The following is a 26,093-nucleotide window of genomic DNA, read 5'->3' on the forward strand; positions in this document are numbered from 1 at the left end:
CCCTACCCCGCCATCGCCGCCTTCACACCGTCGATCACGAACTGCACGGCCAGCGCCGCGAGGATCACGCCGAGCAGGCGCGTCAGCACGACATTGCCGGTGATGCCGAGCAGCTTCGAGATCGAACTGGCCGCGAGGAACACCGCCAGGCAGCACAGGATCACCAGCCCGCAGATCACCGCCAGGGTAATCAGCAGCACCGCGTCGCCATGAGCCCGGCCCGCCAGCAGGATCGTCGCGGTCAGCGCGCCCGGCCCGGCCATCAGCGGGATCGCCAGCGGGAAGGCCGCGACGTTGCGGATATGGTCCTTGGTGATCGCCGTCTCGGCCGTCTGCTGCTTGCGCTCGGTGCGGCGCTCGAACACCATCTCGAAGGCGATCCAGAACAGCAGCAAACCGCCGGCGATGCGGAAGGCCGGCAGCGACACGCCGAGCGCCTTGAGCACGACGTCCCCCGCCACTCCGAAGAAGCCGATGATGCAGAAGGYGATGATCGAGGCGCGCACCGCCACCTGGCGCCGCTCCGCCGCCGACATGCCGCGCGTCAGCGACAGGAAGATCGGGGCGAGACCCGGCGGATCGAGCGTCACCAGCATGGTGACGAGCGCGGCGGTGGCGAATTCGGTGAACATGGCGGCGACTTGACCACGAGTTTCGGCCCGCGTCATCCGTGAACAAAGGCGGGATTGTGGCGGGGCGCGCCGGACGCCCGAAAAACAAGCCATAACAATATGAAATCATTCATGAAATTTTTGCTTGGACAGCGTCGGCTTTTGCTGGCGCCAAGGCGCGGAATCGGGTAGCCAGAAGCCTGAAAACGAATAGAAATCGGGATATTCCCTCTTGAGCGACGACAACGACGACAAGCGCGACGACGCCCCGGGTTTCGGCGGCGACATCAAGCCGATCGCGATCACCGACGAGATGAAGAAGAGCTATCTCGATTACGCCATGAGCGTGATCGTGAGCCGCGCTCTGCCCGATGTCCGCGACGGCCTGAAGCCCGTTCAYCGSCGCATCYTGTTCTCGATGCACGAGAACAAGAACCTGCCGGACCGSCCCTACACCAAATGCGCCCGCATCGTCGGCGACACGATGGGTAAATACCATCCGCACGGCAACCTCGCGGTCTATGACGCGCTGGTGCGCATGGCGCAGGATTTCTCGCTGCGCCTGCCGCTGATCGACGGCCAGGGCAATTTCGGCTCGATGGACGGCGACAGCCCCGCCGCCGACCGTTACACCGAGGCGCGCCTCGACAAGGCGGCGATGCCGCTGCTGGAAGACCTCGACCTCGACACCGTCAGCTTCCAGCCGAACTACGACGGCAAGGAACATGAGCCGACCGTCCTGCCGGCGCGCTATCCCAACCTGCTCGTCAACGGTGCCGGCGGCATCGCCGTGGGCATGGCGACCAACATCCCGCCGCATAACCTCGGCGAGGTCATCGATGCCTGCGTCGCCTATATCAACGACCCCGAGATCTCGATCGACGACCTGATCGAGATCGTTCCCGGCCCGGACTTCCCGACCGGCGCCTCGATCATGGGCCGCAGCGGCATCCATTCCGCCTACCACACCGGTCGCGGCTCGATCGTGATGCGCTCGAAGACGCATATCGAGGAGCTGCGCAAGGAGCGCGAGGCGATCATCGTCACCGAGATTCCCTATCAGGTGAACAAGGCGACGATGGTCGAGAAGATCGCCGATCTCGTGCGCGAGAAGCGCATCGAGGGCATCTCGGACCTGCGCGACGAGTCGAGCCGCGAGGGCGTGCGCGTCGTCATCGAGGTCAAGCGCGACGCGGTCGCCGACGTCGTGCTGAACCAGCTCTACCGCTTCACCCCGCTGCAGACCTCCTTCGGCGCCAATATGGTGGCGCTGAATGGCGGCCGCCCCGAGGTGCTCAACCTCAAGGACTTCATCTCGGCCTTCGTCGAGTTCCGCGAGGAGGTCGTCTCCCGGCGCACGCGCTATTTGCTCAACAAGGCCCGCGAGCGTGCCCATGTGCTCTGCGGCCTCGCCACGGCGGTCGCGAACATCGACGAGGTCATCCGCCTGATCCGCACCGCGCCGACCCCGGCCGCAGCGCATGAATCGCTGATGGCGCGCGACTGGCCGGCCGAAGACATCGCGCCGCTGATCGCGCTGGTCGACGATCCCCGCCACCCGATGAACCCGGATGGCACCTATCGCCTCTCCGACGCGCAGGCCAAGGCGATCCTCGAATTGCGCCTCGCCCGCCTGACCGCCCTGGGTCGTGACGAGATCGGCGACGAGCTGGAAAAGCTCGCCAAGGAGATCGCGGATTATCTCGACATCCTGCGCTCGCGCGCCCGCATCCAGGAGATCGTCAAGACCGAGCTCGCCGAGGTGAGGGCCGCCTTCGCCACGCCGCGGCGCACCACCATCGAGGATTGGGGCTCCGACCTCGACGATGAGGACCTGATCGCCCGCGAGGACATGGTCGTCACCGTCTCGCATGGCGGCTACATCAAGCGCGTGCCGCTCTCGACCTACCGGGCGCAGCGGCGCGGCGGCAAGGGCCGCTCCGGCATGGCGACCAAGGACGAGGATTTCGTCGCGCGGCTGTTCGTGGCCAACACGCATACGCCGGTGCTGTTCTTCTCCTCCGAAGGCCAGGTCTACAAGGAGAAGGTCTGGCGGCTGCCGCTCTCGGCGCCGAACGCCCGCGGCAAGGCGCTGGTCAACATGCTGCCGATCGAGGCCGGCGAGCGCATCACCACGATCATGCCGCTGCCGGAGGACGAGGCGAGCTGGGAAACGCTCGATGTGATGTTCGCCACCGCCTCGGGCGGGGTGCGCCGCAACAAGCTCTCGGACTTCGTCAACGTCAATCGCGCCGGCAAGATCGCGATGAAGCTCGACGAGGGCGACCATATCGTCGACGTGCAGATCTGCACCGAGAATGACGACGTGCTGCTGACCACGGCCAACGGCCAGTGCATCCGCTTCGCGGTGCCGGAGGTGCGCGTCTTCAAGGGTCGCGACTCGACCGGCGTGCGCGGCATCAACCTGGCCAAGGACGACGAGGTCATCTCGCTGGCGATCCTGCGCCATCTCGACGCCACGCCGGACGAGCGCGCCGCCTATCTCAAGCGCGCCGCGGCCAACCGCCGTGCTCTCAACGGCGAGGCCGACGAGGCGACGGAGGCCGTTCCTGTAGCCGAGGCCGATGCCGAGGAGAGCGCCTCGGGCGATATCGAGCTCGGGCAGGAGAAATACGCCGCCATGGGCGCGGCCGAGCAGTTCATCCTGACGATCTCGGAGAGGGGCTACGGCAAGCGCACCTCCTCCTTCGAGTACCGGGTGACCGGGCGCGGCGGCAAGGGCATCGTCGCCATGGTCGTCAACGACCGCAACGGCAAGCTCGTCGCCTCCTTCCCGGCGGTGGACTCAGACCAGCTGATGCTCGTCACCGATGGCGGCCAGCTCATCCGCGTGCCGGTCGACGCCGGCCCGGACAACCGCATCCGCATCGCCGGCCGTTCGACGCAGGGCGTGACGGTGTTCAACACCGCCAAGGACGAGAAGGTCGTCTCAGTCGAGTGCATCAACGACGATGGCGAGAGCGAAGGCGACGAGGAAACCGGTGACGAAGCGCCGGGCGCGGAGCCGACGGAAGGCTGAGAGATCAGCCTTCTATGGAAACATCTGCAAGTGCTGTCTGATGTTTCCATCTCTCGCGCATGTCATCCCGGGCGACTGAAGGGAGACCCGGGATCCATGCCCGAACGTTCTTCGGCACCGCTCCGGCATGGATCCGGGATCGGCGCGACTGCGCCGCTTGTCCGGGATGACGCGCCCCCGCAGGCAGCTCCATACCGAGCAGAGCCGCGAACGCGTTTGACTCGCCGAGCGCCCCGCGCTCCCATCCCTGGATGAAAGCCCGTTCCGTCCCCGTGCGCACGCCCGCCATCACGCCGGACATCATGCTGCGCGCCTATGCGGCCGGCATCTTCCCGATGGCCGAGACCGCCGACGATCCAGGCCTGTTCTGGGTCGAGCCGGAATGGCGCGGCGTCATCCCGCTCGACGGCTTCCACCTCTCCGCGCGGCTGGCACGCACCGTGCGCTCCGACCGCTTCGAGATCCGCGTCGACAGCGATTTCGCGGCGGTGATCGCCGCCTGCGCCGAGGCGCTGCCGGATCGGCCGGAGACCTGGATCAACGGGCGCATCCGCGAGATCTTCGGCGCGCTCTTCGCTCTCGGTCATGCCCACACGGTCGAATGCTGGCGCGAGGGCCGGCTCGTCGGCGGGCTTTACGGGCTGTCGATCGGTGCCGCCTTCTTCGGCGAGAGCATGTTCCACCGCGAGACCGACGCCTCCAAGGTGGCGCTCGTCCATCTCGTCGCGCGGCTGCGCCATGGCGGCTACCGCTTGCTCGACACCCAGTTCCAGACCGGCCACCTCGCCCAGTTCGGCACCATCGAGATTCCGCGGGATGCCTATCGGCTCAGGCTCGAAGAGGCCCTGCAGCAGCGCGGCAACTGGTTCGCCTGGCCGGCTGCGGCGCAGATCAGGGGAGCGGACGCGCTGGCCGTGCTGCGCGGCTGATCAGTCCGGCCGGCGCGGATCGAGCCGCTCCGCCAGCCAGACGATGACGATGGCGACGCTGACGCCCCAGCCGACCTCGAAGACGCGGGACAGCATCATCACCTGCGCGGTCGTGCCGGGATGCGGAACGAGCAGGATGATGGTGGCGGTGATGCCGGCGAGGCGTGCCGCCGTCGCGACATTGAGCAGCCAGGCTGCCAGCACCGAAAGCCCGGCCGCAATGGCATAGCTGACGATGTGCTGCCCGGTCGTCAGGACCACCGCGACGCCGATGACGCCACCGATGGCCGCGCCGACGAACTGGTCGCGGGCCGTCGTGCGCGTCGCGCCGAATTCGGTCTGGACGACAGCCATGGCGGTGATCGCGGCCCAGAAGCCTTCGCGCAGTCCCAGAGCCTGCGTCGGCAGATAGGCCGCGAGCGCCGCGACCGTCGACATCAGCGCGTGCTCGAGACCGTCCGCGAGGCGCCGCCTGACCGGGAGGCGCTTGCGCAGCTCGGCCAGATATCCGCGCAGGCGCCGGATGCGCCTGCTCTCGCGCCCCGCTCCCTTGTCGGCAGGCGCGGGCTCCACGGCTCAGCCGCCGCCGGTGGGATCGCGGCCGGGGACGGGATTGGTCGGGAAGAAGCGCTGGCTCGGCCGCTGCGGCTGCACGGGCACGCCGCGCGGCGGCTCGACATCGATGCGGCCGCCGCCCGGCGGCGGCTGGTTGACGTCGCGCGGCGGGGTCGTGCGCGGCTTGCGCTGGTCGTCCGTCGGCGGAGGCGGCTCGGGCTCCTTCGGATCGACGATCACCTCGGTCCCGCCTTTGCAGTCCGTCAGCCACACGTCGTAGATCGCGTGCTCGACGCCGTGCAGGCCGGGGCTGTCGGCAAACATCCAGCCGGAGAAGATGCGGCGGTATTCGTTGTTGAAGGTGACTTCGTCGACCTCGACGAAGGCATCGGTGCGCGGCGCCTCGGTCGGCGGCCGCGTCCAGCAGACGCGCGGCGTGATCTGGAGGGCGCCGAACTGCACCGTCTCGTTGATCGAGACCTCGAAGGAGATGATGCGGCCGGTGATCTTGTCGAGGCCGGCGAAAATCGCCGTCGGGTTCTTGATGCGGTCGGCCAGCGCCGGGCCGGCGGCAACCGTCATCGTCAGAGCGCTCGCGGCGAGACCAGCCAGAATCGGGAAACGGGACAAGGACGGCATGCTGGCGCGAATCTCTCCGGCATCGCGGACATGGCGCGACGAGGCGCAGTAACACGGCGAAGGCAGCGGAAAAAGGGCGTTGCATCGGAAACCGCGCCGCCGCCCCACGCCGCCGCGCAGAAGAACCATCATGCGCGCCGGGAAGGAAGCGCGCGCCCATCAAAAAGGCCGCCCCGGCAGGAGCGGCCCGATAGCGGGAGCCTCAGCGCCTCAGCGACCCGGCGTCCAGGCCTCGTAATCCCCGGTCGCGGCCGGGCGCTCGCCCTCGGCCAGCGTCGAGCCCTGGGGCCGATAGGCCAGCGCCGTGCCGGTCCAGTTCTGCTGATGCGGCTCTTGCCACTCGCGCGGCTGGTAGCTCTCCTCGGAGGGAGCGACATCGACCGTGTGATGCAGCCAGCCATTCCAGCCGGCGGGGATGTTCGACGCCTCGATCGGGCCGTTATAGACCACCCAGCGGCGCTGGAAGCCGAGCGCCTTGTCCTTCACCCCACCCTTGGTGCGGTAATAGRYATTGCCGAATTCGTCCTSGCCSACCYTCTCGCCGAAGCGCCAGGTGTGGAAGCGCGTGCCGATCGTCTGGCCGTTCCACCAGGTGAAGATCTGCAGCAGCCAGTTCTTCATCGTCCTCAGTCCATGCACTCGCGCGCTCGCAAATGCGTGCGCGTCTGTCGCGGACTTATGGCGGCAGCGCCCGCCCCTGTCCAGTCCGCAGCGACGTGGCCGCCCCGCGTGACAGCATCGAAGATCACGATCAGCGTCTCGCGCCGGCCCGGCTTCAGCGTCTAGCGCCTGAGCTCGAAAACGGGGGCGACGGCAGAATCGGCGCCGGCGTTCGGGATCGGTCGGTTCTTTGCAGCCCAGCCTGGACAAAGCGGTGGCGCAATCAGCGCCAGCCGACGCCTGATTCTGTCAGCCCCCGCCGGAATCATCTTGCCGGATTTTCGCCGCGATTCGGCTCGGCGACCGCCACAATCGGGCAGCCGAAATGCCCCGACTTCAAGCACTTGCGACGGTCCACGCAACCGGCATCTGCAAGACCGCTCGGACGAACGCGCATTTACGCCTCGTCAACCATGAATAGCGGGGATTTTAGGGACTGCGCTTCATGCGGCGCTGTGGCAATCTTGCCGCGCGGCGGTGATTCTTCCCGCCATTTCCAAGGCTTAGCCAGCGCCTTGAAACTTATCCCCACAACTCACACATTCATACCAGATGTCGTGTCCACGAGGATCGACCCGCACTATTCCTTGACGAGAGGGGTGCGACGGGACTAGATTTTGACTATCGCATGACGGCTGGCGGCGACGCCTCTGGAAACGGCGAGACCATAGTTTCCCAGAGTTGTCCGGGCCTGCCGCCGCATCCGCGAGAGATCGTGGAAGCGAACGGATATGCGCGGACGGCTCTGGCCGCGACCGGGCCCACAGGCGGGACGACACCGCCAGGACCCACGGGGCATCAAACCGAGTTGGCCGACATCAGGAGCCGGTGATCAACCGGCCGCGCGGGCATCCACCCGCGGCAGATCAAGGGACGAAGATCATGCGCATCGAGCGCCGCTATACCACCGCCGGACAGTCGCCCTATGCCGCGATCCCGTTCCGATCGGCCGTCAGCGAGATCAAGAACCCGGACGGCTCCGTCGTCTTCCGGCTGGAAGGCATCGAGGTCCCCGAGACCTGGTCGCAAGTGGCGAGCGACGTGCTCGCGCAGAAATATTTCCGCAAGGCCGGCGTGCCGGCGCGCCTGAAGAAGTTCGAGGAGAACGACGTTCCCTCCTTCCTCTGGCGCTCGGTCGCCGACGAGGCGGCTCTTGCCGAATTGCCCGAGGGCGAGCGCTACGGCTCCGAAATCTCCTCCAAGCAGGTTTTCGACCGCCTCGCCGGCTGCTGGACCTATTGGGGCTGGAAGGGCGGCTATTTCTCCTCCGAGGAGGATGCCGCGGCCTTCCATGACGAGCTGCGCTTCATGCTCGCGACCCAGCGCGTCGCGCCGAACTCGCCGCAATGGTTCAATACCGGCCTGCACTGGGCCTATGGCATCGACGGCCCCAGCCAGGGCCATTTCTACGTCGACTTCAAGACCGGCAAGCTGGTGAAGTCGAAGTCGAGCTACGAGCATCCGCAGCCGCATGCCTGCTTCATCCAGGGCGTGCAGGACGACCTCGTCAACGAGGGCGGCATCATGGATCTCTGGGTCCGTGAAGCCCGCCTGTTCAAATACGGCTCCGGCACCGGCTCGAACTTCTCGATGCTGCGCGGCGAAGGCGAGAAGCTCGCCGGCGGCGGCAAGTCCTCCGGCCTGATGTCCTTCCTCAAGATCGGCGACCGCGCCGCCGGCGCGATCAAGTCGGGCGGCACCACCCGCCGCGCCGCCAAGATGGTCGTGGTCGATGCCGACCATCCGGATATCGAGGCCTATATCGACTGGAAGGTGAAGGAGGAGCAGAAGGTCGCCGCCCTCGTCACCGGCTCCAAGAYCGTCMAGAAGCAYATGAAGGCCGTGMTSAAGGCCTGCGTGAACTGCGARGGCGATGGCGACAGCTGCTTCGATCCCGAGCAGAATCCGGCCCTGAAGCGCGAGATCAAGCTCGCCCGCAAGGCGCTGGTGCCGGACAACTACATCAAGCGCGTCATCCAGTTCGCCAAGCAGGGCTACAAGGACATCTCCTTCGACACCTATGACACCGACTGGGATTCCGACGCCTATCTCACCGTCTCCGGCCAGAACTCGAACAACTCGGTCTCGCTGACCGACGACTTCCTGCGCGCCGTCGAGAAYGACAATGACTGGAACCTGACCGCCCGTACCACCGGCAAGGTCCACAAGACGCTGAAGGCGCGCGACCTCTGGGAGAAGATCGGCTACGCCGCCTGGGCCTCGGCCGATCCCGGCCTGCACTTCAACTCGACGATGAACGACTGGCACACCTGCCCGGCTTCCGGCCGGATCCGGGCGTCCAATCCGTGCTCGGAGTACATGTTCCTCGACGACACCGCCTGCAACCTGGCCTCGGCCAACCTGCTGCAGTTCTACGACACCGAAACCAAGAGCTTCGACGTCGCGGCCTATGAGCATCTCTGCCGGCTCTGGACCGTCGTGCTCGAAATCTCGGTGACGATGGCGCAGTTCCCGAGCCGCGAGATCGCCGAACTCTCCTACGAGTACCGCACGCTCGGCCTCGGCTACGCCAATATCGGCGGCCTGCTGATGACCATGGGCCTCGGCTACGACAGCGACGAGGGCCGTGCGCTGGCCGGTGCGCTGACCGCGATCATGACCGGCGTCGCCTATGCGACCTCGGCCGAGATGGCCGGCGAGCTCGGTCCCTTCCCCGGCTACAAGAAGAACGCCAGCCACATGCTGCGCGTCATCCGCAACCACCGCACGGCGGCCCACGGCCTTGCCGACGGCTATGAGGGCCTGAGCGTCACTCCCGTGCCGCTCGACCAYGSSACSCTCGCCCGTCTCGGCGGCTCGRSCGYCACCATGKCGGAGCGCYCGCGCATCGTCTGGGACGAAGCGCTGGAGCAGGGCAAGCGCTACGGCTACCGCAACGCCCAGGCRACCGTGATCGCGCCGACCGGCACGATCGGCCTCGTCATGGATTGCGACACCACCGGCATCGAGCCCGACTTCGCGCTGGTGAAGTTCAAGAAGCTCGCCGGCGGCGGTTACTTCAAGATCATCAACCGCGCCGTTCCGGATGCACTCCGTGCGCTCGGCTACCGCGAGGCCGATATCGCCGAGATCGAGGCCTATGCCGTCGGCCACGGCTCGATGAAGCAGGCGCCGGGCGTCAACCCCTCGACGCTGCGCGCCAAGGGCTTCACCRACGAGAAGATCGAGGCGATCGAGAAGGGCTTGAAGAGCGCCTTCGACATCAAGTTCGTCTTCAACAAGTGGACGCTGGGCGAGGATTTCCTCACCGGCACGCTCAAGGTCCCGGCCGAGAAGCTCAACGACATGTCGTTCGAGCTCCTGCCCTTCCTCGGCTTTAGCAAGGCCGAGATCGAGGCCGCCAACGTCCATGTCTGCGGCGCGATGACCCTGGAAGGCGCTCCGCACCTGAAGACCGAGCACTACAACGTCTTCGATTGCGCCAACCCCTGCGGRCGCATCGGCAAGCGCTATCTCTCSGTCGAGAGCCATATCCGCATGATGGCGGCGGCSCAGCCCTTCATCTCGGGCGCGATCTCSAAGACCATCAACATGCCGAACGAGGCGACGGTCGAGGACTGCAAGAGCGCCTATATGCTCTCCTGGAAGCTGGCGCTGAAGGCGAACGCCCTCTACCGCGACGGCTCCAAGCTCTCGCAGCCGCTGAACTCGGCGCTGATCTCGGACGATGACGACGAGGCCGACGACGCGGTCGAGACGCTCGTCGCCCAGCCGATGGCGGCCCGCGCCACCCAGATCTCGGAGAAGATCGTCGAGCGCATCGTCGAGCGCATCGAGCGCAAGCGCGAGCGCGAGAAGCTGCCCGACCGCCGCACCGGCTACATCCAGAAGGCCACGGTCGGCGGCCACAAGGTCTATGTCCACACCGGCGAGTATTCGGACGGGCGCCTCGGCGAGATCTTCATCGACATGCACAAGGAGGGCGCGGCCTTCCGGGCGATGATGAACAACTTCGCCATCGCGGTCTCGCTCGGCCTGCAATACGGCGTGCCGCTGGAGGAGTATGTCGAGGCCTTCACCTTCACCCGCTTCGAGCCCTCGGGCTTCGTTGCCGGCAACCAGTCGATCAAGAACGCGACCTCGATCCTCGACTACGTCTTCCGCGAGCTCGCGATCTCCTATCTCGGCCGCAACGACCTCGCCCATGTCGATCCCAGCGAGATCGGCCATGACGTGATGGGCGGCGGCGTCGGCCAGGACAAGGCGCCGGACGCGGCTCCGATCACCTCGACCCCCCTCGCCTCGACCGGCTTCCGCCGCGGCAAGCCGATGAACCTGCTCGCCATCCAGGGCGGCGGCCAGGGAAGCCATGCTGCGAACGACGCGGTCGCCCGCTCGGTCGCCTCCACGACCGGCCTCGCCACCGCCGGCGCCACGGCTCTGAAGGAGGAGCCGGAAACCTATGGCGAGGCGGAAATGGCCAAGCTCGGCTTCGCCGCTCCGGCAGCCCAGCCGACAGCCTCCGAGCGGCGCGCCGAAGCGATCATGAAGGGTTATGTCGGCGACTCGTGCGGCGAATGCGGCAACTTCACCCTGGTCCGCAACGGCACCTGCCTGAAGTGCAACACGTGCGGGAGCACGACCGGCTGTAGCTAGTTACTCCGTGTATTGATTGTGAAAAGAGAGGCATAATGTTGCCTCGATTTTAGGAAAAGTTCCGCAAACAGATTTGCGCCGCGCGGCCATCAAGCCGGGCGGCGCTTTGCTTTTCAGCCAATCAGATCGGGCATTCGGGGCCGCTAGCTTCCAACGGCCTGGAACACGGCGCGTCGGCCAGCATCCGTCAGGCCTGAACTAAACGTGAGGTCGAAGACGACGAGCTTCATCACTGACTCGTGCATGTCAGCCCCTCTGATCAACAGGAGTGGCAAAGGGACATGAAGGACTGAGTGATGACGAACAACACCATCCTAGCAATGGTGACAAGAGGCAGCGGCGCCTCTCGGCGTCGGCCGATCCACCCGTCGCTGAGCACCGCAATCCGATGACGATGGTCCCGAGGATGGGAGCTCGCTTCGCTCTTGCCGAGCGCTCCGCTACGATCGGATCGACCATTTTCCCGAGGTGTGATGCAAATGTCGGATGGGAATGAGGCGACGCAAGCCTATGAGGCACTCCTCAAGCAGCAGTACGGCTTTCCCGACGAGTGGTTCTACTACGAACGCATCGACGACCGCTCAGGAAGCGGGGGTGTCCGTGCATTCGACCAACCTCGATTGGATCGGATGCCCGAAAATCTGCTGAAGGACCGGGGCCTATTCAAGCGCCTGGTGCTGAGCGTCAGGGACCTGTCGCACGCCGGAAGCGCGATCGCCTTCATCGAGGAGGAGGTGGACCACGATGGACGATATCCCCTCGCGGCCGTGAGGAAGTTCCTCTGCTACGAAACGACCTTGATCGTCTCCTATTGCCGACCCTTCTCGGAATCGAGGGGAGACATTCCCTCCCTCTCCTACGGCGCCCTAGGGATCAAGCTCTCGCCATTCACCCGCGCCTTGCACGACGACCTCATCAGCAAGCGGAACACCATCTTCGCTCACAGCGACGCCAGCCAGGTCGCGTACAGAGCCCCCGTGGTGATGAAGGGCCGCGACGGCGCTGGCGAGCCTTTCACAACCCTGTTCCCGCCAAGGTTCAACGAGGGGATCATGCTGGACTACCAGCGCGTCCAGCAGGCCAAGATTCTCAACAAATCGCTGCTCGGCGCCGTCATGGCGCGCCTACAGGCGATGCACGTCCACTTCCTCGACGTTCTGCCGTCGATGGACATGGACCTGCACGACCCAGCCCCCGATGGCTACGATTCCGCGTAGCGCTGTACGTAGAGCTATGGGTTATTCTGTCCGCGACGAAAAACACCTGCTCACGCGTCGGCACGGTCGATACCCTCCACTCCCCCAGCGCACGATGCGCCGGAATGGCGAATGCCCGTTTGAGCCCCTACGCCTCTTCCAGATCGCGCGGTGGGGCCGCCGCGACCAACTTGCGATCATTCGTCGGCAGCAGGCCGGCCCGTTTTTCCGTAACCCAGGAAATCCTGCCGTACCGGAGCTCGACCGCGTCTTCGAACTTGGCGCGATCGAGGCCGAGCGTCTTCAGACCCCGTCGCAGCCGGAAACGGGCCACACCGTCCAGCAGGTTTTGGAACCCGATCTTCGGCTTCTGCTGCAACTCGCGGACCGTATGGTAAAGGCCGGTGAGACCCAAGATGCCGGCGGTCGCGACTRCAGCGGACTGAGGCAGTCCGACCACCGATCCAGCAGCTCCGGCCGAAAGGATGACAACCGTCGACCAAGTCAGTCCTGTTTCGAGGCGACCGATGAACCTGTTCGATCCCGAGATCAATGTGTCAACTCTGTCGATCTCGCCCTGTCTGGCCGCCAAGGCGATCCCGTGGAGTCGCTTGCGCTCCGCGCGCAACGCTTCCAGCTCAGCGTCTCGTTGCCCCAAAGCTCGTTTCGCCTCGGCGACATCTGCCTCATGGGCCTCTTTGAGCTCCCGCTTTTCCTGCCCGTGACGCTGCGCGGCCACCCGGGCCTTCCTCTCATATTCGCTGCGGACCTCGTTGGCGGTCGCGTTGCGCATCTCTTCCAGGAGCATCTGGGGATTGGCGGTGGTCGCTAGGCGTTCGAGGCCGAGCGTCTCGTCCATCAGCCGTTCGACACTGCGCTGGTCGGAGAGCAGCAGCTCGAACTGCTGGGCGCGTTCGGGGTCAAACTCCTTCAGCTTGTCGTGGACGGCCTTCAGCACTTCCTTACGCGGCCTGAGGACGCGTTCGCAGGAGGCGATGAGATGCCCGCGCGGAATGTCGACCTGCTTGGCCTTAGCATCGTCCCTGACGAGGCCGGTCCGAAGCCAGGCCGTCATCGCGAGCTCGCGCTTGATGATGACGGGCGGTGTTTGCCGATCGTTGATCATCCGGTTCTTGCGGCAGAAGTCGCGGGCGTAGTCCACGAAGATCGGGTTCGTGGTGACGAAGACGAACCTGGAGGTCAACGGGTCGGCGCTCTTGTGCCCCGCCCTCAGCCGCATGGTGAGCGCTGCGCAGGTTGCATCGTGCTCCCGGGCGTCGACGGAATCGACCTTCCAGCGGATACCGGCGAAAAAGTCGTCATAGGTCGCCTTGTCGAAGAACTTCGTCTGGGAGGGCGTCGTGGTCAGGTCGATCGGACGCACCGTAACACCGACCTGCTGGAGAGCGCGCTCGGGATCCCGGATCACCGACCTAACGAAATCCTCGTTGATCTCGTTTTTCATCAGGGCCGAGTGCGTCGGCCCATGGCGGGCGGAGAGCGGCTGGGAGAGCATGCTCTGCAGGTTTCTCGACATCTCCTCCACGCTGACCGGAAGGACGATGACGTTGCAACCGATGCCGCGCAGCGAGGTCACGACGTTGGCGATGTCCTCGCAGGCCTCCTTCCCCGACAATCCCAAAAGATCGAGCGCAACCGGGGTATCGAGGATCAGCGTGAGGTCGGACTTCTTGGTCTCCCCGGTCGGCTTGACGAAATCCTCGACGACCTCGGTGAGCAATCCGATCGAGGCCAACCTGGCGAGGTGAGGAACGAATTCGCTCTTGTTCTTGACCAAGTCGTGAACAAAGCGGGCGCACAGGTACTGCTCCTCGCGGCTCAGCGTCCGTCCGCCCTCCTCAAGCCGATCGAGGACAGCCTGGTTCGCCATCCCCAATCGGATGCGCTCGACATGCAGGGCGAACGCCTCCTCCGTGAACGCGTCGAAGGAAACCAGGAAGCGTATCAGAATGTCCTTCAAGCTCTCGCGATCCAGGGAGAACTGGAACAGGTCAGTGACCTTCGGTGGGAACTTTTCGAAATCGTCCACAATCCGATCCAGGACCTGAACAATCTCGATCTGGTTCTCGTCATCGTCAGCCGCAGGCTGGAACGAGACCGTGAAGACGGCGCCAGCCTGTCGCTTCAGATAACCTTTCGCAAGCAGGCGGCCTGTAAAGCTCTCGGCGACATCCTTGTTGAACCTCCACCCATAGATCTTCTGGACGCCTAGCGAGAGAAGGCCGCCGTCGAAGATGGTGCCGTTCATCGCGGCCAGGACCGGTTCGAGGAACGGGATGAGGGCGTCGAGCACGTCGCCGTCCTGGTTCACCTTCAACCCCGAAAGGGCGGCGTATACTCTCAGAGCATGTCTGGTGACCGTGGTCATTGGGATCGCTCACCAACCGACTTGGCAGGGAAATCCCGAGCCACGTCCCGTGGCGTACGGCATTGCAGGTCGACGCGCCGCCACGCAGCGCCAGGATGATGGCCGGCCATTCGCGAATCTCCCAGGCAACACCATTAGATCGCGTCGCGAGCTCCTCCACCAGCGGCAACTCCGCGATTAATCCCAAGTGTTCTTTAGGGATCCGAGTTCCTCGGCCCAGTTTGAGGTGGACAACTACCAGATGTCGCTCTCGCCGAGTATTGCTCCTTCCGGTTTCATCCTAGCCTCGCGACGAATATCTAAAGGAAGCTCGCGAGCGTGCCCGTGTCTGTTGCAATATCTGATAAGGTCGTGGCCGAGCTGCTGCGGATGGAGGAGGATTGCACCCACTCCGGCAAGGCTCATTTCAACGCCGCGACCCGCTGGACGAGGTGGAACTATATCTTCGGCATTCCCTCCGTAGGGCTGAGCGCGCTAGCGGGGGGCGCCTTCTTCCAGGATTACGCTGTCTCCGCAGGATTGATGTCGTCTGGCGTCACCGTGCTCACGGCGCTGATGACGTTCCTCAAGCCAGACGAGAAGCTTCATCACTGACTCGTGCATGTCAGCCACTCTGAAACAAGAGCGGCAAAGGGACATGAAGGGCCGGGCGATGACGAACAACACCATCCTCGCAATGGTGAAAAACCGCCTCCGCGACAACCTTCAGCAGCTCAATCATAAGATTTCCGATGAAGACACCGCTCGGTTGGCACGCTTCCTACTCGAGGACCTTGATGCCGCCCAGTGGCGGCTCGTTCCAGCAGCGCCGACGCGGGAAATGGTCACCGCATCGATGACCGCCATGCGTAAGCGCCGCAAACGTCAAGGCAGAGTTGCCGAGAGGCTGAAGCATGCGTGGAGGCTGGCCGCGGGCATTGAGGCTGCTCCTCATTGGAATGTTACCAAGCAACCATCTGGCGCGCTCCTCAGCGTCGACAAGAATGGCGGGCTTCGAGACGACGAACGACTACAGCTTCATGACAATGCACTGAACGTTGGGACGCTCGAGAGCATGTCGGATGAACTCTTCGAAGAGCCTAACGCCGAGCTAGCCCAGTACGAACGCGAGGGCGATAGTTCGTGACTTCACGTCGATATACGGGCTCCGTTGGCCGAAATGCCTACTTCGGCCTCTCCAAGGTGGCCGACAGTCGCTCAGCCGGAACCGGCCCATTGCTGACGCTGGCAATGTCCGCTTTCGGGCATGCCGATTGTTTACACCCTAGGAAGCAAGACACGCTCGCCGACTTCGCGCGCGTCAGCATGTCCACGGTCGAGCGCGTCGAGCGCGCTGAGCCGGTCAGTATCGAAAGCCTCGACCGAATCGCTCAGGCACTCGGTTACGAACCCGGCGCCTTCTCAGCGCCCCGCCTGCCAATCCCCAAGGAAGAGGCGGCCACGCAGATGGTCGATCAGCTCGGAAATCTCCAGCAGGTCGAGGTGCGCCCGTTCGAAACCCACCGCCAGATTAGAATGATCGCAGCCACCCAGGCCTGTTACATCCACCGCCCCGAGGTAGGGGCCGCCTACGACGAGCAGGTAGCGGGCCTGCGGGAGTGGCTAGACTTGGCGTCCTTCGCACTGGGGCCTGCCCCCGTCGACGGGGGCAGGCCGATCCGTCGGCGGGCACTCTGCGACGGCATCCTGGCCGCGGTTGCCGATCTGCGCCGCCGCGGCGTCACGGTTCTCGTCGGCATCGCCGACGCGCCAATCCCGGGATCCGCCGATTGGAAAGTGGCGATCATCTCGCTCACGCCCAAGCTCTCCGATCCCGGCGCGCCCAAGCGCCGGGCGATCTTCGTCGATAAGCGCTGCTTGCGTCCCGGTCCCGGCTATCTGGAACACCTGTCCGACGAGGCGGACCTCTAGATAGAGATCGTTCGCGGGATGCTGCCGGCGCGATCAGTCGAATCGGAAGCCGAAGAGCCCGGTCGTCTCGTCCCGATCCGATAGCCTCGGTTCTATGATCGCGGCCTCACGGTCGATGCCGTCTTCGAGCTTCAGTGAATCGTAGATGTCGCTGTTCATCGTGACGATGTACTGCCGCCCGTAATCTCTGGCGGCAGCGGCACCCAGACCTATGGCACGCGCAACCTGCCGGGGATCGACACCGTCGAAGAGGTGGCTGTCGTGGATAAGAAAGCCTGGTCCGTTCCCTCGCTTCGACCAGATGCAGAACAAGGCGTAGTCTAGGCAGAAGATCTCCATGCTTGAGATGCCCCCGCCACGGTCGCCCTGGATCGTGATCCGGAACTCTGGACCGTTCTCCGTGGCCTCGACCTCGAACTTGCCCTTCCTGTCCTCGTAGAGCTTTTTGATCGCCGCTCCGACGAGGAGGATGGCCTCGTTCAGCCGCTCGTGTCGGTTCTGGTGATCGAGCTGGAGCCGTTGCTTGATGCTCGCTCGCTCGATGGTGAGCTCCGTGCCCTCGCTGGCAAGGACCGTTGCCGACTGGAAGCGATCGCGCAGCGAGGCGGCCTCGGCCTCGGCATCGGCCAGCCGCTTCTGCAAGCCGACGAAATCCTCAAGAGCCCCACGCCCTTCCAGCAGTTGCAGGATCTCGCTCCGCTCGGCGTCCAGGATCGCGAACCGGTCCTCGCCCTTCTTGATCTGCCGCTCGGTCTCATCGACCTCCTCACTGAGGTGGGTGCGCCTGTTATCGATCACGCTCTTGTGGAAGCGGGCAACATCGTCGAATCGCCGAATGGCCACGTCCGGCAATTCGATGCCCACGGCAGCGTACAGCCGGCCGACGTCGCTTCGCTCGGGAACGCGTTCCACCTCGATGGCGTTGCGTAGGTGCGCGACGGTCTCGCGAAGCGGCACCGCACGTCGCGAAATCGCCTGCATCTCCACCTTGGCCCTGGTGGCCTGGTCCATCATCTCGCGATAGGCTTCGTGGACCTGGAACCGGCCCAGTTCCTCCTTGAGCTTGATAGCCCTCGCCTCAGCCTCGGCGAGCGCCGATCGTAGCTCGCCGACGCTCCCGATCACCTGTCCGAACGCGCCGTCTTCAACCGCCTTCTTCAGCTCTTCGAGCTGCTTCTCGCGCTTCCGAATGGACTGAAGCGCCCTGGGAATTCGCCAGTCCAGGCCGAGCAGGTAGGAGAGGCTCACCTGCCAATCCGGGCGCTGCTGGGCCTCGGCCTGGCGCTCAACGTAGGAGTAGCCGCGCGAGCCCTGACGGCGGGCGAAGTAGCCGATCAGCGACCGGAAGCTTGGAGAGAAGCTCTCCTCGAACGCCGAGCCCTTCATCACGGACGGGAATTCGAACATGTGATGGGCGAGGAAGTCCTTCCATTCCTCGTTGGATATCGACAGCCCGCCGATATTCGAGGCCGAGCCGACGCCCGCCTTGTCCTTCTTCGCCGTCAGCTTGAAGTGCTCGACGCTCGCCGCGTCGATGTAGATGCGGCTCGGCTTCGATCCGCTCCTCTCGACCTCGACGTCGCGGCCCGCCACGCGGAAGGTCCCGCGGAAGGTGTTCTCGATCAGGGCCTTGTGGCGTAGGAGGCTATCCGGATCTGCCTTGGCCCCAAGCAGGAAGTGAATGATCTCGATGAGGCTCGACTTCCCAGCGCTGTTGCGCGTCTTGGCGTCGTCCTCCTTCGACGACTTATCAGACAGCAGGACGTTGAGCCCGCCATGGAAGCGCACGGGCTTGAACGTCTTCAGGTCGCTGTTGATCGAGATGATCATGCCGGCTCCGCCGGCCGCATCAGCCCGCCTGTCTCATCGATGGCCTTGATCGCATAAAGGAAGGTCAGAGCGAGGACGAACCAGTCGAACGAGATCGGGCTGGCCTCCTGAAGCGCCGCTCGTGACGCGCGCACGCGTTCCCAGAGCTCGGAAACGTCCCGGGGACGGTCGAGCTGGGCAAGGATCTCCGCGCCAACGCCGACGATGGCGCGATGCGGTGATAGATGTTTCCCGGGAAGGATCATGCGGCGGCCTTGGACGGATCATCCTTAAAGATATCGCAGGCCTCAAAGAGGTAGGCGAGAAGCGCCTGCGCGGCGACTTGCCGCTCCGGCGGGACGCTGCCGATCCCAGTGATGCCTTCGTAGAGCGCTGTCAGGATCGCGTGCGGAGGCAGGTTCTGGGCGTCGAGGTCGGCATAGCGTTGCGAGAATACCTTGGCTACCTGTTTCCCGAGTTCCGGATCGGGATGCTGGTCGACATAGGTCGCCACGACGGTCGCATTGCCACTCGCGCCGATCAAGGTCCGCCGCCAGTGTCCTTGGATCCGGTTGATCTCAAGCTTATTCACGGGCGGCTGGTTGGGTTTGGCATCGGCGAAGGGCGCCTCGTCCATGCCCTTGATGACGCCGGCCATCAGCGTCGCGACCTCCTCCACCTGCATGTTCATGCTGTCCTCGGCCGAGGCGACCGGGCCGAGAAGGTACACGATGTCGTTCTCTGACAGGCCGAGGACGCGGTCGCTGAACGCCGGCGGCCCGATCAGTCCAAAACGGTGCTTCGAGTACTGGCGGCCGAAAGCCTCGATCAACTCGATGACATCGACGGGTACGCCGTCGAACAGGTTATGGACGAAGTGCCATTCCTTCATGATTGATGGCAGCTTCGACGCCGCGGCGGCGTAGTCRTCCTTCATCTTCTTCGTCACTGTGGCGGCGCTCACCGGCGTGTCGTGGCGCTTGCCGTAACACTGGAAGACGAACCCCGAACCTCGCAGGTAACCGTCGCAGCCCTTGTCACCGAGGCTGCCCATCGCTCTTGCCGGAACGAAGTCGGCGCCATGGAGCCGCTCCATCACTTCGGAAAAGAACTCCTGGAAGCCGTCTCCGTGAATTCGGCGCAGCTTGAGCTCAAGGGACATCTGCCATTGCAGACGCTGGTGTGGGGTCATCCAGTCGGACATGACCGCTCGCGATTGTTGGAGGGAACACTCACTAAAGGGCCAAGGCATCTCTCAGGCAACGTCCTAGCCCGCGTTATGCCCAAGCCGCGTCAATCCTGGTTAGCCTACGATGTTTCGAGAAATTGCTCGCTTCCACGCCACCATCTCGTCAGGCCAGTGATCAAGGGTATTTCTAGCGTCGACGTCGGCAGGTTAATGGACCTCATTTCTGATCAGCGGCGCCGCATGCGAGCTTCAGTGTTGTCGAAGCTTAGTCGATAGCCATTGAGCTGCATCTCAGAGCAATCGATGTTTTGTTGCCGCGCCAGCCTTTCGATGGTGTGGCGGATGTCCGGGTCGATCCGATGACCGAAGTAGATCGTGCGGACAGTGGCTGGGTTGCGATAGCCGATCCGGCCCAGCCGCTGCGTGAACATGCGCCACTCACGTTCGTAACCCCACTTCTGGCTCTTCGAAGACAGCACTCTACGGACATCGGTTTCGAGATCGTTCTCTCCGAGATCAAGGTTCGGTGGGCTCTCGGTGTAGAAGAGCCGCGAGAACGCAGCGTTTCCCTCAAGGGAATCGCGCAGGTCTGAGAAATCGTATGCGATGCAAATGCCGCGGAACTCGTCGGCATAGTGCGCCCACATGAGCTCATTAGTTGGCGTCTCGCTGAAGCAGGCGATCCCGGTCCGCTGCTTGCCCTCGCGAATCGATTCGAGAATGGTCTGGAAGTAGAGATCGCCCGGACCGTGGCGGCGAGCGAAGAATGTGCCTTCCATCGGATCGTTCATCTGATGGTACGCCGCGGCCCAAATATACCCCTCCTGGATAGCCGCCAGTTCGCGGCGCTGAACCTCAACGGTATCGTCGTCGAAGCGTCGGAAGCTTCGATAGCGATAAAGCCGCGTAGGTGTGACGTAGTCGACTATGCGGCCCGGCATGCGATCCTCCCGCTATAAATGCTGGATACCAGCGACGTAGGACCACTGCGAGAACGACTTGAAAATGCGACCCATAGGCTTGATTGGGCGATGGACCGCCGTGTGCGAAGTGATTCCACGCTGGAATGAGCAGCCCGCCGCACTCGGGCAGGAAAGTCCGTTTTTAGGCAAGTGGCCAGAGTCGGCTCCTGGCGCTTCTCGTTCATCCCACTCTGTTAATGTGCCGTAAGCTATCGGCCTCCCTCTCTGATCAGATCAATGAGCGCGCGAAGCTTCAGCGGGATGTTCCGGCGCCCAGAGAAATACAGCGACAAGCCCGGAAAAGGCGGCGTCCACTCGCTAAGCACCTCGATGAGCCGGCCAGCTTCGACATGCGGGCGGGCCGAAGTCTCCTCGACGTAGGCGAGACCGACGCCTGCCAGAGCAGCGGATAGAGCGAGTTCTGTGGCGTCGAAGATGAGCACGCCTGGTACATCGACAGTCATTGCTTCGCCACGGCGCTCGAACTCCCACCGATAAAGGCGACCGTTGGCCATCCGATGATGGATGCACTGATGCTTCGCCACGTCGAGCGGGGATGAAGGCCTTTGGCGCTCTGCAAAATAGTTGGGCGCACCGACGACGATCATCCTGAGCCAGGGAAAGATCGGCACGGCGACCATATCAGGGGGCACTGCGTCGGCCAGCCGTGCACCGGCATCGAACGATCCGTCCGCAAGATCGACAAAGGCCGCATCGGTCGCGATCTCCAGCGTCACCTTGGGGTAGCGTGTCGAATAGGCGAGCAGGATCGGCTCCAGCATCATGCGCGCTGCGCCCAAGGATGTGGTGATGCGCAACGTCCCCGACGGCTCGCTCGCCTCCGCGCCGAGTTCGTCAATCGTTTGACCGATCGACTGGAGGGCCGGACCGATGCCGTTGACGAATTGCTCACCGGCTGCCGTCAGCGAGACGCTCCGGGTCGTGCGATTGAACAGCTTGACCGCCAGCCGGTTCTCCAAACCAGCGACGGCATGGCTCAGCGCAGACGAGGTCTGCCCGAGCGAGCGCCCGGCCGCGCGGAATCCTCCATGGCGCGCCACGGCGATAACCGCCTCGGCCTCCGCAAAGCTCAGCTTCATTGCTCGATTCTTCTCATTGATCCGATGAGATTGACGTGGCTTCTTTCATCGCACGTCGCCCTGCATATCGAAAGCCAGACACAGGAGCTTTCGATGCGAACAATCAATCAGAACTATATCGATGGCCGCTTCGTGCCGGTGCAAGGCACTGACCTAGGGCCGCTGTTCAACCCCGCGACGGAGGAGCAGATCGGCACGGTCCATTTGTCGAATGCCGCGGATGTTGATGCAGCGGTTCGAGCGGCTGTGGCCGCTTATGCGGAGATTTCGACGATGTCGAACAGCAAGCGCGTCGCGATGCTGCATCGGCTATCGGATGTCGTCTCGCGACGCAGCGCGTATCTCGCCGAGGCCATGAGCGAAGAATACGGCGCACCCGCGCCATTCGTGGAGGCCAGCGCCAGCCGGGCAGGACAGGTCTTCCTCGACATGGCACGAACGGTCGAGGCCTATCCTTGGCAGCGCCAAATCGGATCGGCACTGGTCGAGATGCGCCCGGTTGGCGTGGCCGCCGCTGTCACGCCCTGGAACAGCAATCTCGGCTTCATCTGCTCGAAGCTCGCCACAGCCATCGCGGCGGGCACCTCGATCGTGATCAAGCCTTCGGAGATGAGYGCCTGGCAGACGCAGGTGCTCGCGGAGGCGCTCGATGAGGCCGAACTGCCGAACGGCGTCTACAACATCATCAACGGGACTGGAGCATTGGCCGGGGACGCTCTGACCCGTCATCGCGACATCGCCAAAATTACATTCACCGGGTCGACTGAGACCGGGCGGGCGATCCTTCGCGCAGCATCGGATACAATGAAGCGGGTCACGCTCGAACTAGGCGGAAAAGGCGCGCAGATCGTTCTCGACGATGCCGATCCAGACGCTGCCGCGGCTCAAGTGCTCGCCAACGGCTTCATCAATAGCGGGCAGGCCTGTATCGCAGGAACGCGCATTCTGGTCCCGGAACACAAGCTGACGACGATGCAAGAGCGCTTGGTGGCAGGCTTGGCGAACTGGTCGGTCGGACCCGGCAATGATCCGGCYTCGCGCATAGGCCCGATGGTCAGCGCCAGGCAGTGGGAGCGCGTCCAGTCTTACATCGCGCTCGGCCCACAAGAGGGGGCTCGCGTTCTCGCGGGTGGCGAAGGCAGGCCCGACGGCCTGAATAGCGGTTGGTTCGTCAAACCGACGCTTTTTGGCGAGGTCGATAACAGCATGCGGATCGCACGGGAGGAGATATTCGGACCGGTGCTTTGCGTTCTGCCCTATCGTGACGAGGACCACGCGATTAGCATCGCAAACGACACGGACTACGGCCTTCAGAATTATGTCATCGGTACCGACCCAGAGCGTTGCCGGCGCATTGCGTCGCAGCTGCATTCGGGCCGCGTCGTCATCAATGGAGCGAAACACGAACCGCACGCGCCCTTCGGCGGCTTCAAGCAGTCGGGTATCGGACGCGAGTACGGCTCATTCGGACTGGAGGCATTCCTGGAACCGCGCTCCATTTTGGGGTGAGGGTTGGCGCACGGGGCCCGGACGGCAATGAACGGGCCGAACTGGCCTTCCTGGCAGGGGATCAGTTCAGGAGACGGTTGGCGCGGAGCGCCGTCACGGCGGCGTCCACAAATGTGCGTACCTTGGCCGGGGCTTGGCGACCTTCCGTATACACGACGTGGATCGGCAAGGGCGGTTCTTCGTCGTCGCTGAGCACGACCTGGAGGCGTCCATCCAACAATGCCGGACCGATTTGATAATGCAGGACGCGGGTTAACCCCCACCCAGCAATGGCGGCCGCAATGACCGCGTCGTTGGTATTACACTGAAGCGAGGGATGGACGGTGACCCGCTGGTCGCGAGCGAACCGCCACTCCGGCGAAGCCCAGGCACTCGTCGAGGCCGCGATCCGATGGTCCTTGAGCTGCTGGGGGGTCGTTGGGACACCATGCTTCTCGAAATAGGACGGGGCGCCGCAGACAACCCGCCGAACCGAGCCGACCTTCACTGCGGTGAAGCCGGAATCTGCGAGATGCCCTATCCGGACCGCGACATCGATACCTTCCTCGACGATATTGACCTGGCGGTCCAGGAACAGGGTCCTTGCCGCCATGGTCGGATAGGCGTCAAGATAATCCGTGACGATCGGCAGGACGTACATCTGGCCGAACAGGAGCGACGCGGTGACCGCGAGCGTTCCTGAGGGCGTCGCATAGGACCCTGCAGCCGCAGCTTCCGCCTCCAGGATGTCCGAGAGGATTCGGCGGCAATCGTCGAAGTAGCGGTCGCCGGCTTCGGTGAGCTTTACGGATCGGGTCGTGCGCACGAACAAGCGCGCGCCGATGGCGTCTTCCAGGGCAGCCACGGAGCGCGTCACGGCAGGCGCGCTCATATGCAATTGGCGCGCGCTTTCCGAAAAGCTCGCGGTCTCCGCTACCTTCACGAAGATGCGCATGGCCTGCCAGCGATCCATCAATTGCCCCCTACGGCCGGTCTGCCCGCTGCAATGCTGTCAGCAGCCTATAGCGGGTCGCAAAGAGGTTGCGCAAAACTGGGCCGCCATGGGCTTACGCCCTGCTGGCCGAGCCTTGTTTGAATGTCGCGATGAAGCGTCTGGCGAAGGTCTCGATCTTTCGGCATGTGTCCTCGCACAGGCCGAGGCTCTCCGCCCTCGCGCGAGCGGCAGCTCGCAGCGCCTCATCTTCGGACAGTGCCGCGATCGCGACCGCCTGAACCGTAGCGGTCTGGACATCGAAGCTCCGCCCCTCTCTTGCAATGTCGATCTCAGCCTCACTCATCCCGAGCCGCTTGGCGTCCGCATACTGTTGCCAATATGCGGACGGGTCATCGGGGCCTTCAATCAAGGCAAGCTCAATCGAGACGCGAACGCGCTCGTTGATTGGATCGGGAATCACGGCCGCGTCTCCGCAAGAACGAAGGATTTCAAAAGCCGAAATGGCTGAGGCCGGGGTGATCGTCAGGGCGACGGCCCAGAGGCCAGCGGAACTTGCGCTCGGCCTCGCTGATCGGCATTTCGTTGATGCTTGCATGGCGCGACCGCATCAGCCCATCCTCGGCGAACTCCCAGTTTTCGTTGCCATAAGCCCGGAACCACTGGCCGCTGTCGTCATGATACTCGTAGGCATAGCGCACGGCGATCCGGTTGCCGCGGAAGGCCCAGAGCTCCTTGATAAGGCGGTAGTCGAGCTCCCGATTCCACTTGCGGGTCAGGAAGGCCTGGGCCTCATCGCGACCGTTGCAGAATTCCGCCCGGTTCCGCCATTTCGTGTCGAGCGTGTAGGCGAGCGCGACCTTGGCGGCATCGCGCGTATTCCAGCCGTCTTCAGCCAGGCGGACTTTCTCGATGGCGCTCTCTTCAGTGAAGGGCGGCAGCGGCGGGCGGGACATTTTCAATCTCCTGGAATTGGGTGGAAAGCGGCGGCCGGGCGCATCGAGCGCGCCGGCCGTCGACTTCAGGCCGCGAGACGCTCGACGAGGGGGAAATCGACCTCGGTGCCGAGCGCTTCGTTGACGTAGTTGGTGAAGGTGTTGACAGCGACATGGCCGATGATTTCGAGGATCTCGGCATCGCTGTACCCGGCGGCCCGAACCTGATCGAGCGCGGCCGGGCCGACCGATCCCCGCGAGACCACCAGGGCCCGCGCGAAGGCGACCGCCGCAGCCGCCTTGGGATCCTGGGAGGTGCCCTCCAGATTGGCCGCAATCTCATCGTCGCTGAGCTTGGCGAACTTGCCGCCGAAATAGGTGTGCGCCGCCTGGCAGTAATCGCAGCCGTTGACGCCGGCCATCGCCAGCGCGATCCGCTCGCGAGTCGCCGGTGCAAGCTTGCCCTTGCCCAAGGCGGCCTGGAAGCCGGTGAGGCCCGTCAGAGCGGCGGTGCTGGTCGAAACCAGCCGGAAGATGTTCGGCACCGTGCCGATCTGCTTGCGGATCGTCTCGAGGATCGGTTGCGAGCCTTCGGGCGCCTCTTCGATCGTCGCGGGAGTCGGGATGTAGGACATGATGTTTCTCCTGTTTTGAAGGCGAGAGAACCGCTCTCGTCTGAGTTGAAGAATGATCGGTTGGGCCATCGTGTTGAATGCTCGAAAGGCGGAAGGGATTATTGCGCGCCAGACAGCAATGACGGCGGATGAGATTAGACCGCTAGCTGGATCCTGTTGTCGCCGCTCCCCTCCGGCTCGGCCGGAACGGTCGAGCAGAGCAGGATCTCGCCCTCTTCCAATGCGGCCGCAGGCTCCCGGACATAAGCGACACGGCCTTTGACGAGCTTGGTCCGGCATGTGCCGCAATGGCCCTCGCGGCAGCTGAATGCCGGCTCCAGCCCGCGCGCCTCGGCCAGTTCCAGGAGCGTGCCGGAGCCCGGCGTCCAGCGGGCTTCCTTGAGCGATTCCGTAAAGGCGACAGGAACCGCCTGCGTCGCGGGCTGTGGCCTGACAGCGATCTCGATCGGGGCTGCCGGAGCCGTGCGCTTGAGTGA

At 64.1% G+C, this 26,093-nt stretch carries 23 protein-coding genes; 8 read left to right on the forward strand and 15 right to left on the reverse strand.

What is annotated here, in order from left to right; all coding sequences use genetic code 11:
- Window positions 1-2 precede the first annotated feature (2 nt).
- Window positions 3-632 (reverse strand): MarC family protein, encoded by a 630-nt coding sequence (locus tag AB4Y99_RS09445; RefSeq protein WP_441523137.1) that lies wholly within the window; start codon window positions 630-632, stop codon window positions 3-5.
- A gap of 211 nt (window positions 633-843) precedes the next feature.
- On the opposite strand from AB4Y99_RS09445, the gene gyrA reads away from it, so the two are divergent.
- Window positions 844-3,651, forward strand: coding sequence for a DNA gyrase subunit A (gene gyrA, locus AB4Y99_RS09450; protein WP_441523138.1), 2,808 nt, complete (start codon window positions 844-846; stop codon window positions 3,649-3,651).
- 251 nt (window positions 3,652-3,902) lie between these two features.
- On the forward strand, window positions 3,903-4,580 hold the full coding sequence (aat, locus tag AB4Y99_RS09455; protein WP_051988531.1) for a leucyl/phenylalanyl-tRNA--protein transferase: 678 nt from the start codon (window positions 3,903-3,905) through the stop codon (window positions 4,578-4,580).
- Here aat and AB4Y99_RS09460 read toward each other — a convergent pair whose 3' ends face one another.
- From AB4Y99_RS09460 to AB4Y99_RS09470, 3 genes are all read right to left on the reverse strand, one after another.
- Window positions 4,581-5,153: an FUSC family protein gene (locus AB4Y99_RS09460; protein ID WP_038368508.1), complete on the reverse strand. Its 573-nt coding sequence runs from the start codon at window positions 5,151-5,153 to the stop codon at window positions 4,581-4,583. It abuts the gene before it with no gap.
- Window positions 5,154-5,156: 3 nt separating this feature from the next.
- A complete protein-coding gene (locus AB4Y99_RS09465) occupies window positions 5,157-5,774 on the reverse strand; it encodes a DUF2155 domain-containing protein (RefSeq protein WP_051988532.1) in 618 nt (205 codons plus the stop codon).
- Window positions 5,775-5,984: 210 nt separating this feature from the next.
- The gene (locus AB4Y99_RS09470; protein WP_441523139.1) at window positions 5,985-6,395 is read right to left on the reverse strand and encodes an NADH:ubiquinone oxidoreductase subunit NDUFA12; all 411 of its coding nucleotides are present in this window, start codon (window positions 6,393-6,395) and stop codon (window positions 5,985-5,987) included.
- 921 nt (window positions 6,396-7,316) lie between these two features.
- Here AB4Y99_RS09470 and AB4Y99_RS09475 point away from each other — a divergent pair.
- Both AB4Y99_RS09475 and AB4Y99_RS09480 read left to right on the forward strand, forming a co-directional pair.
- Window positions 7,317-11,051, forward strand: coding sequence for a vitamin B12-dependent ribonucleotide reductase (locus tag AB4Y99_RS09475; RefSeq protein ID WP_441523140.1), 3,735 nt, complete (start codon window positions 7,317-7,319; stop codon window positions 11,049-11,051).
- A gap of 479 nt (window positions 11,052-11,530) precedes the next feature.
- Entirely contained in the window at window positions 11,531-12,268 is a 738-nt protein-coding gene (locus tag AB4Y99_RS09480) for a hypothetical protein (protein WP_441513492.1), read from the forward strand.
- Between the two features lie 127 nt (window positions 12,269-12,395).
- Here the strand turns inward: AB4Y99_RS09480 and AB4Y99_RS09485 are convergent, their stop codons facing one another.
- A complete protein-coding gene (locus AB4Y99_RS09485) occupies window positions 12,396-14,636 on the reverse strand; it encodes an AAA family ATPase (protein WP_441523141.1) in 2,241 nt (746 codons plus the stop codon).
- A gap of 351 nt (window positions 14,637-14,987) precedes the next feature.
- Here AB4Y99_RS09485 and AB4Y99_RS09490 point away from each other — a divergent pair, with 351 nt between their 5' ends.
- The 3 genes from AB4Y99_RS09490 to AB4Y99_RS09500 all read left to right on the forward strand — a co-directional run bounded on the left by AB4Y99_RS09490 (window position 14,988) and on the right by AB4Y99_RS09500 (window position 16,547).
- The gene (locus AB4Y99_RS09490; RefSeq protein ID WP_441470837.1) at window positions 14,988-15,230 is read left to right on the forward strand and encodes an SLATT domain-containing protein; all 243 of its coding nucleotides are present in this window, start codon (window positions 14,988-14,990) and stop codon (window positions 15,228-15,230) included.
- Between the two features lie 58 nt (window positions 15,231-15,288).
- Window positions 15,289-15,762: a hypothetical protein gene (locus tag AB4Y99_RS09495; protein WP_441470836.1), complete on the forward strand. Its 474-nt coding sequence runs from the start codon at window positions 15,289-15,291 to the stop codon at window positions 15,760-15,762.
- A gap of 89 nt (window positions 15,763-15,851) precedes the next feature.
- Window positions 15,852-16,547: a helix-turn-helix domain-containing protein gene (locus AB4Y99_RS09500; RefSeq protein WP_441523142.1), complete on the forward strand. Its 696-nt coding sequence runs from the start codon at window positions 15,852-15,854 to the stop codon at window positions 16,545-16,547.
- Between the two features lie 33 nt (window positions 16,548-16,580).
- Here AB4Y99_RS09500 and AB4Y99_RS09505 read toward each other — a convergent pair whose 3' ends face one another.
- The 5 genes from AB4Y99_RS09505 to AB4Y99_RS09525 all read right to left on the reverse strand — a co-directional run bounded on the left by AB4Y99_RS09505 (window position 16,581) and on the right by AB4Y99_RS09525 (window position 21,607).
- Window positions 16,581-18,377, reverse strand: coding sequence for an ABC-three component system protein (locus AB4Y99_RS09505; protein WP_441513496.1), 1,797 nt, complete (start codon window positions 18,375-18,377; stop codon window positions 16,581-16,583).
- The gene (locus AB4Y99_RS09510; RefSeq protein WP_441513497.1) at window positions 18,374-18,622 is read right to left on the reverse strand and encodes an ABC-three component system middle component 6; all 249 of its coding nucleotides are present in this window, start codon (window positions 18,620-18,622) and stop codon (window positions 18,374-18,376) included. The genes AB4Y99_RS09505 and AB4Y99_RS09510 overlap by 4 nt, the downstream gene beginning before the upstream one ends.
- Window positions 18,619-19,560 carry a hypothetical protein gene (locus tag AB4Y99_RS09515; protein WP_441513498.1) on the reverse strand — a complete coding sequence of 314 codons (942 nt, stop codon included), beginning with the start codon at window positions 19,558-19,560 and terminating at the stop codon, window positions 18,619-18,621. The genes AB4Y99_RS09510 and AB4Y99_RS09515 overlap by 4 nt, the downstream gene beginning before the upstream one ends.
- A 212-nt stretch (window positions 19,561-19,772) precedes the next feature.
- Window positions 19,773-20,486 (reverse strand): DUF2971 domain-containing protein, encoded by a 714-nt coding sequence (locus AB4Y99_RS09520; protein WP_441523143.1) that lies wholly within the window; start codon window positions 20,484-20,486, stop codon window positions 19,773-19,775.
- 230 nt (window positions 20,487-20,716) lie between these two features.
- Complete coding sequence (locus AB4Y99_RS09525) at window positions 20,717-21,607, reverse strand: LysR family transcriptional regulator (protein ID WP_142022870.1); 891 nt, start codon at window positions 21,605-21,607, stop codon at window positions 20,717-20,719.
- Window positions 21,608-21,700: 93 nt separating this feature from the next.
- On the opposite strand from AB4Y99_RS09525, the gene AB4Y99_RS09530 reads away from it, so the two are divergent.
- A complete protein-coding gene (locus AB4Y99_RS09530) occupies window positions 21,701-23,116 on the forward strand; it encodes an aldehyde dehydrogenase family protein (protein WP_142022995.1) in 1,416 nt (471 codons plus the stop codon).
- Between the two features lie 61 nt (window positions 23,117-23,177).
- Here the strand turns inward: AB4Y99_RS09530 and AB4Y99_RS09535 are convergent, their stop codons facing one another.
- The 5 genes from AB4Y99_RS09535 to AB4Y99_RS09555 all read right to left on the reverse strand — a co-directional run.
- Window positions 23,178-24,068 carry a LysR family transcriptional regulator gene (locus AB4Y99_RS09535; RefSeq protein WP_142022871.1) on the reverse strand — a complete coding sequence of 297 codons (891 nt, stop codon included), beginning with the start codon at window positions 24,066-24,068 and terminating at the stop codon, window positions 23,178-23,180.
- A gap of 94 nt (window positions 24,069-24,162) precedes the next feature.
- A complete protein-coding gene (locus AB4Y99_RS09540) occupies window positions 24,163-24,510 on the reverse strand; it encodes a hypothetical protein (RefSeq protein WP_142022872.1) in 348 nt (115 codons plus the stop codon).
- Between the two features lie 28 nt (window positions 24,511-24,538).
- Complete coding sequence (locus AB4Y99_RS09545) at window positions 24,539-25,003, reverse strand: nuclear transport factor 2 family protein (protein ID WP_142022873.1); 465 nt, start codon at window positions 25,001-25,003, stop codon at window positions 24,539-24,541.
- A gap of 65 nt (window positions 25,004-25,068) precedes the next feature.
- A complete protein-coding gene (locus AB4Y99_RS09550; protein ID WP_142022874.1) occupies window positions 25,069-25,617 on the reverse strand; it encodes a carboxymuconolactone decarboxylase family protein in 549 nt (182 codons plus the stop codon).
- Window positions 25,618-25,751: 134 nt separating this feature from the next.
- Window positions 25,752-26,093 (reverse strand): 2Fe-2S iron-sulfur cluster-binding protein (locus AB4Y99_RS09555; protein WP_441523144.1); only part of this gene is annotated, 342 nt, incomplete at its 5' end.

The sequence above is a fragment of the Allobosea sp. TAB14 genome (genome assembly GCF_052113865.1).
In the GTDB taxonomy this organism is placed as follows: Bacteria; Pseudomonadota; Alphaproteobacteria; order Rhizobiales; family Beijerinckiaceae; genus Allobosea; species Allobosea spartocytisi.

Excerpts from the sequence above, each read along its gene's own strand:
- aat (WP_051988531.1), top strand. The coding sequence starts at position 3,903 with ATGAAAGCCCGTTCCGTCCCCGTGCGCACGCCCGCCATCACGCCGGAC.
- AB4Y99_RS09465 (WP_051988532.1), bottom strand. The coding sequence starts at position 5,774 with ATGCCGTCCTTGTCCCGTTTCCCGATTCTGGCTGGTCTCGCCGCGAGC.
- AB4Y99_RS09480 (WP_441513492.1), top strand. The coding sequence starts at position 11,531 with ATGTCGGATGGGAATGAGGCGACGCAAGCCTATGAGGCACTCCTCAAG.
- AB4Y99_RS09495 (WP_441470836.1), top strand. The coding sequence starts at position 15,289 with ATGACGAACAACACCATCCTCGCAATGGTGAAAAACCGCCTCCGCGAC.
- AB4Y99_RS09505 (WP_441513496.1), bottom strand. The coding sequence starts at position 18,377 with ATGATCATCTCGATCAACAGCGACCTGAAGACGTTCAAGCCCGTGCGC.
- AB4Y99_RS09510 (WP_441513497.1), bottom strand. The coding sequence starts at position 18,622 with ATGATCCTTCCCGGGAAACATCTATCACCGCATCGCGCCATCGTCGGC.
- AB4Y99_RS09520 (WP_441523143.1), bottom strand. The coding sequence starts at position 20,486 with ATGCCGGGCCGCATAGTCGACTACGTCACACCTACGCGGCTTTATCGC.
- AB4Y99_RS09525 (WP_142022870.1), bottom strand. The coding sequence starts at position 21,607 with ATGAAGCTGAGCTTTGCGGAGGCCGAGGCGGTTATCGCCGTGGCGCGC.
- AB4Y99_RS09535 (WP_142022871.1), bottom strand. The coding sequence starts at position 24,068 with ATGGATCGCTGGCAGGCCATGCGCATCTTCGTGAAGGTAGCGGAGACC.
- AB4Y99_RS09545 (WP_142022873.1), bottom strand. The coding sequence starts at position 25,003 with ATGTCCCGCCCGCCGCTGCCGCCCTTCACTGAAGAGAGCGCCATCGAG.
- AB4Y99_RS09550 (WP_142022874.1), bottom strand. The coding sequence starts at position 25,617 with ATGTCCTACATCCCGACTCCCGCGACGATCGAAGAGGCGCCCGAAGGC.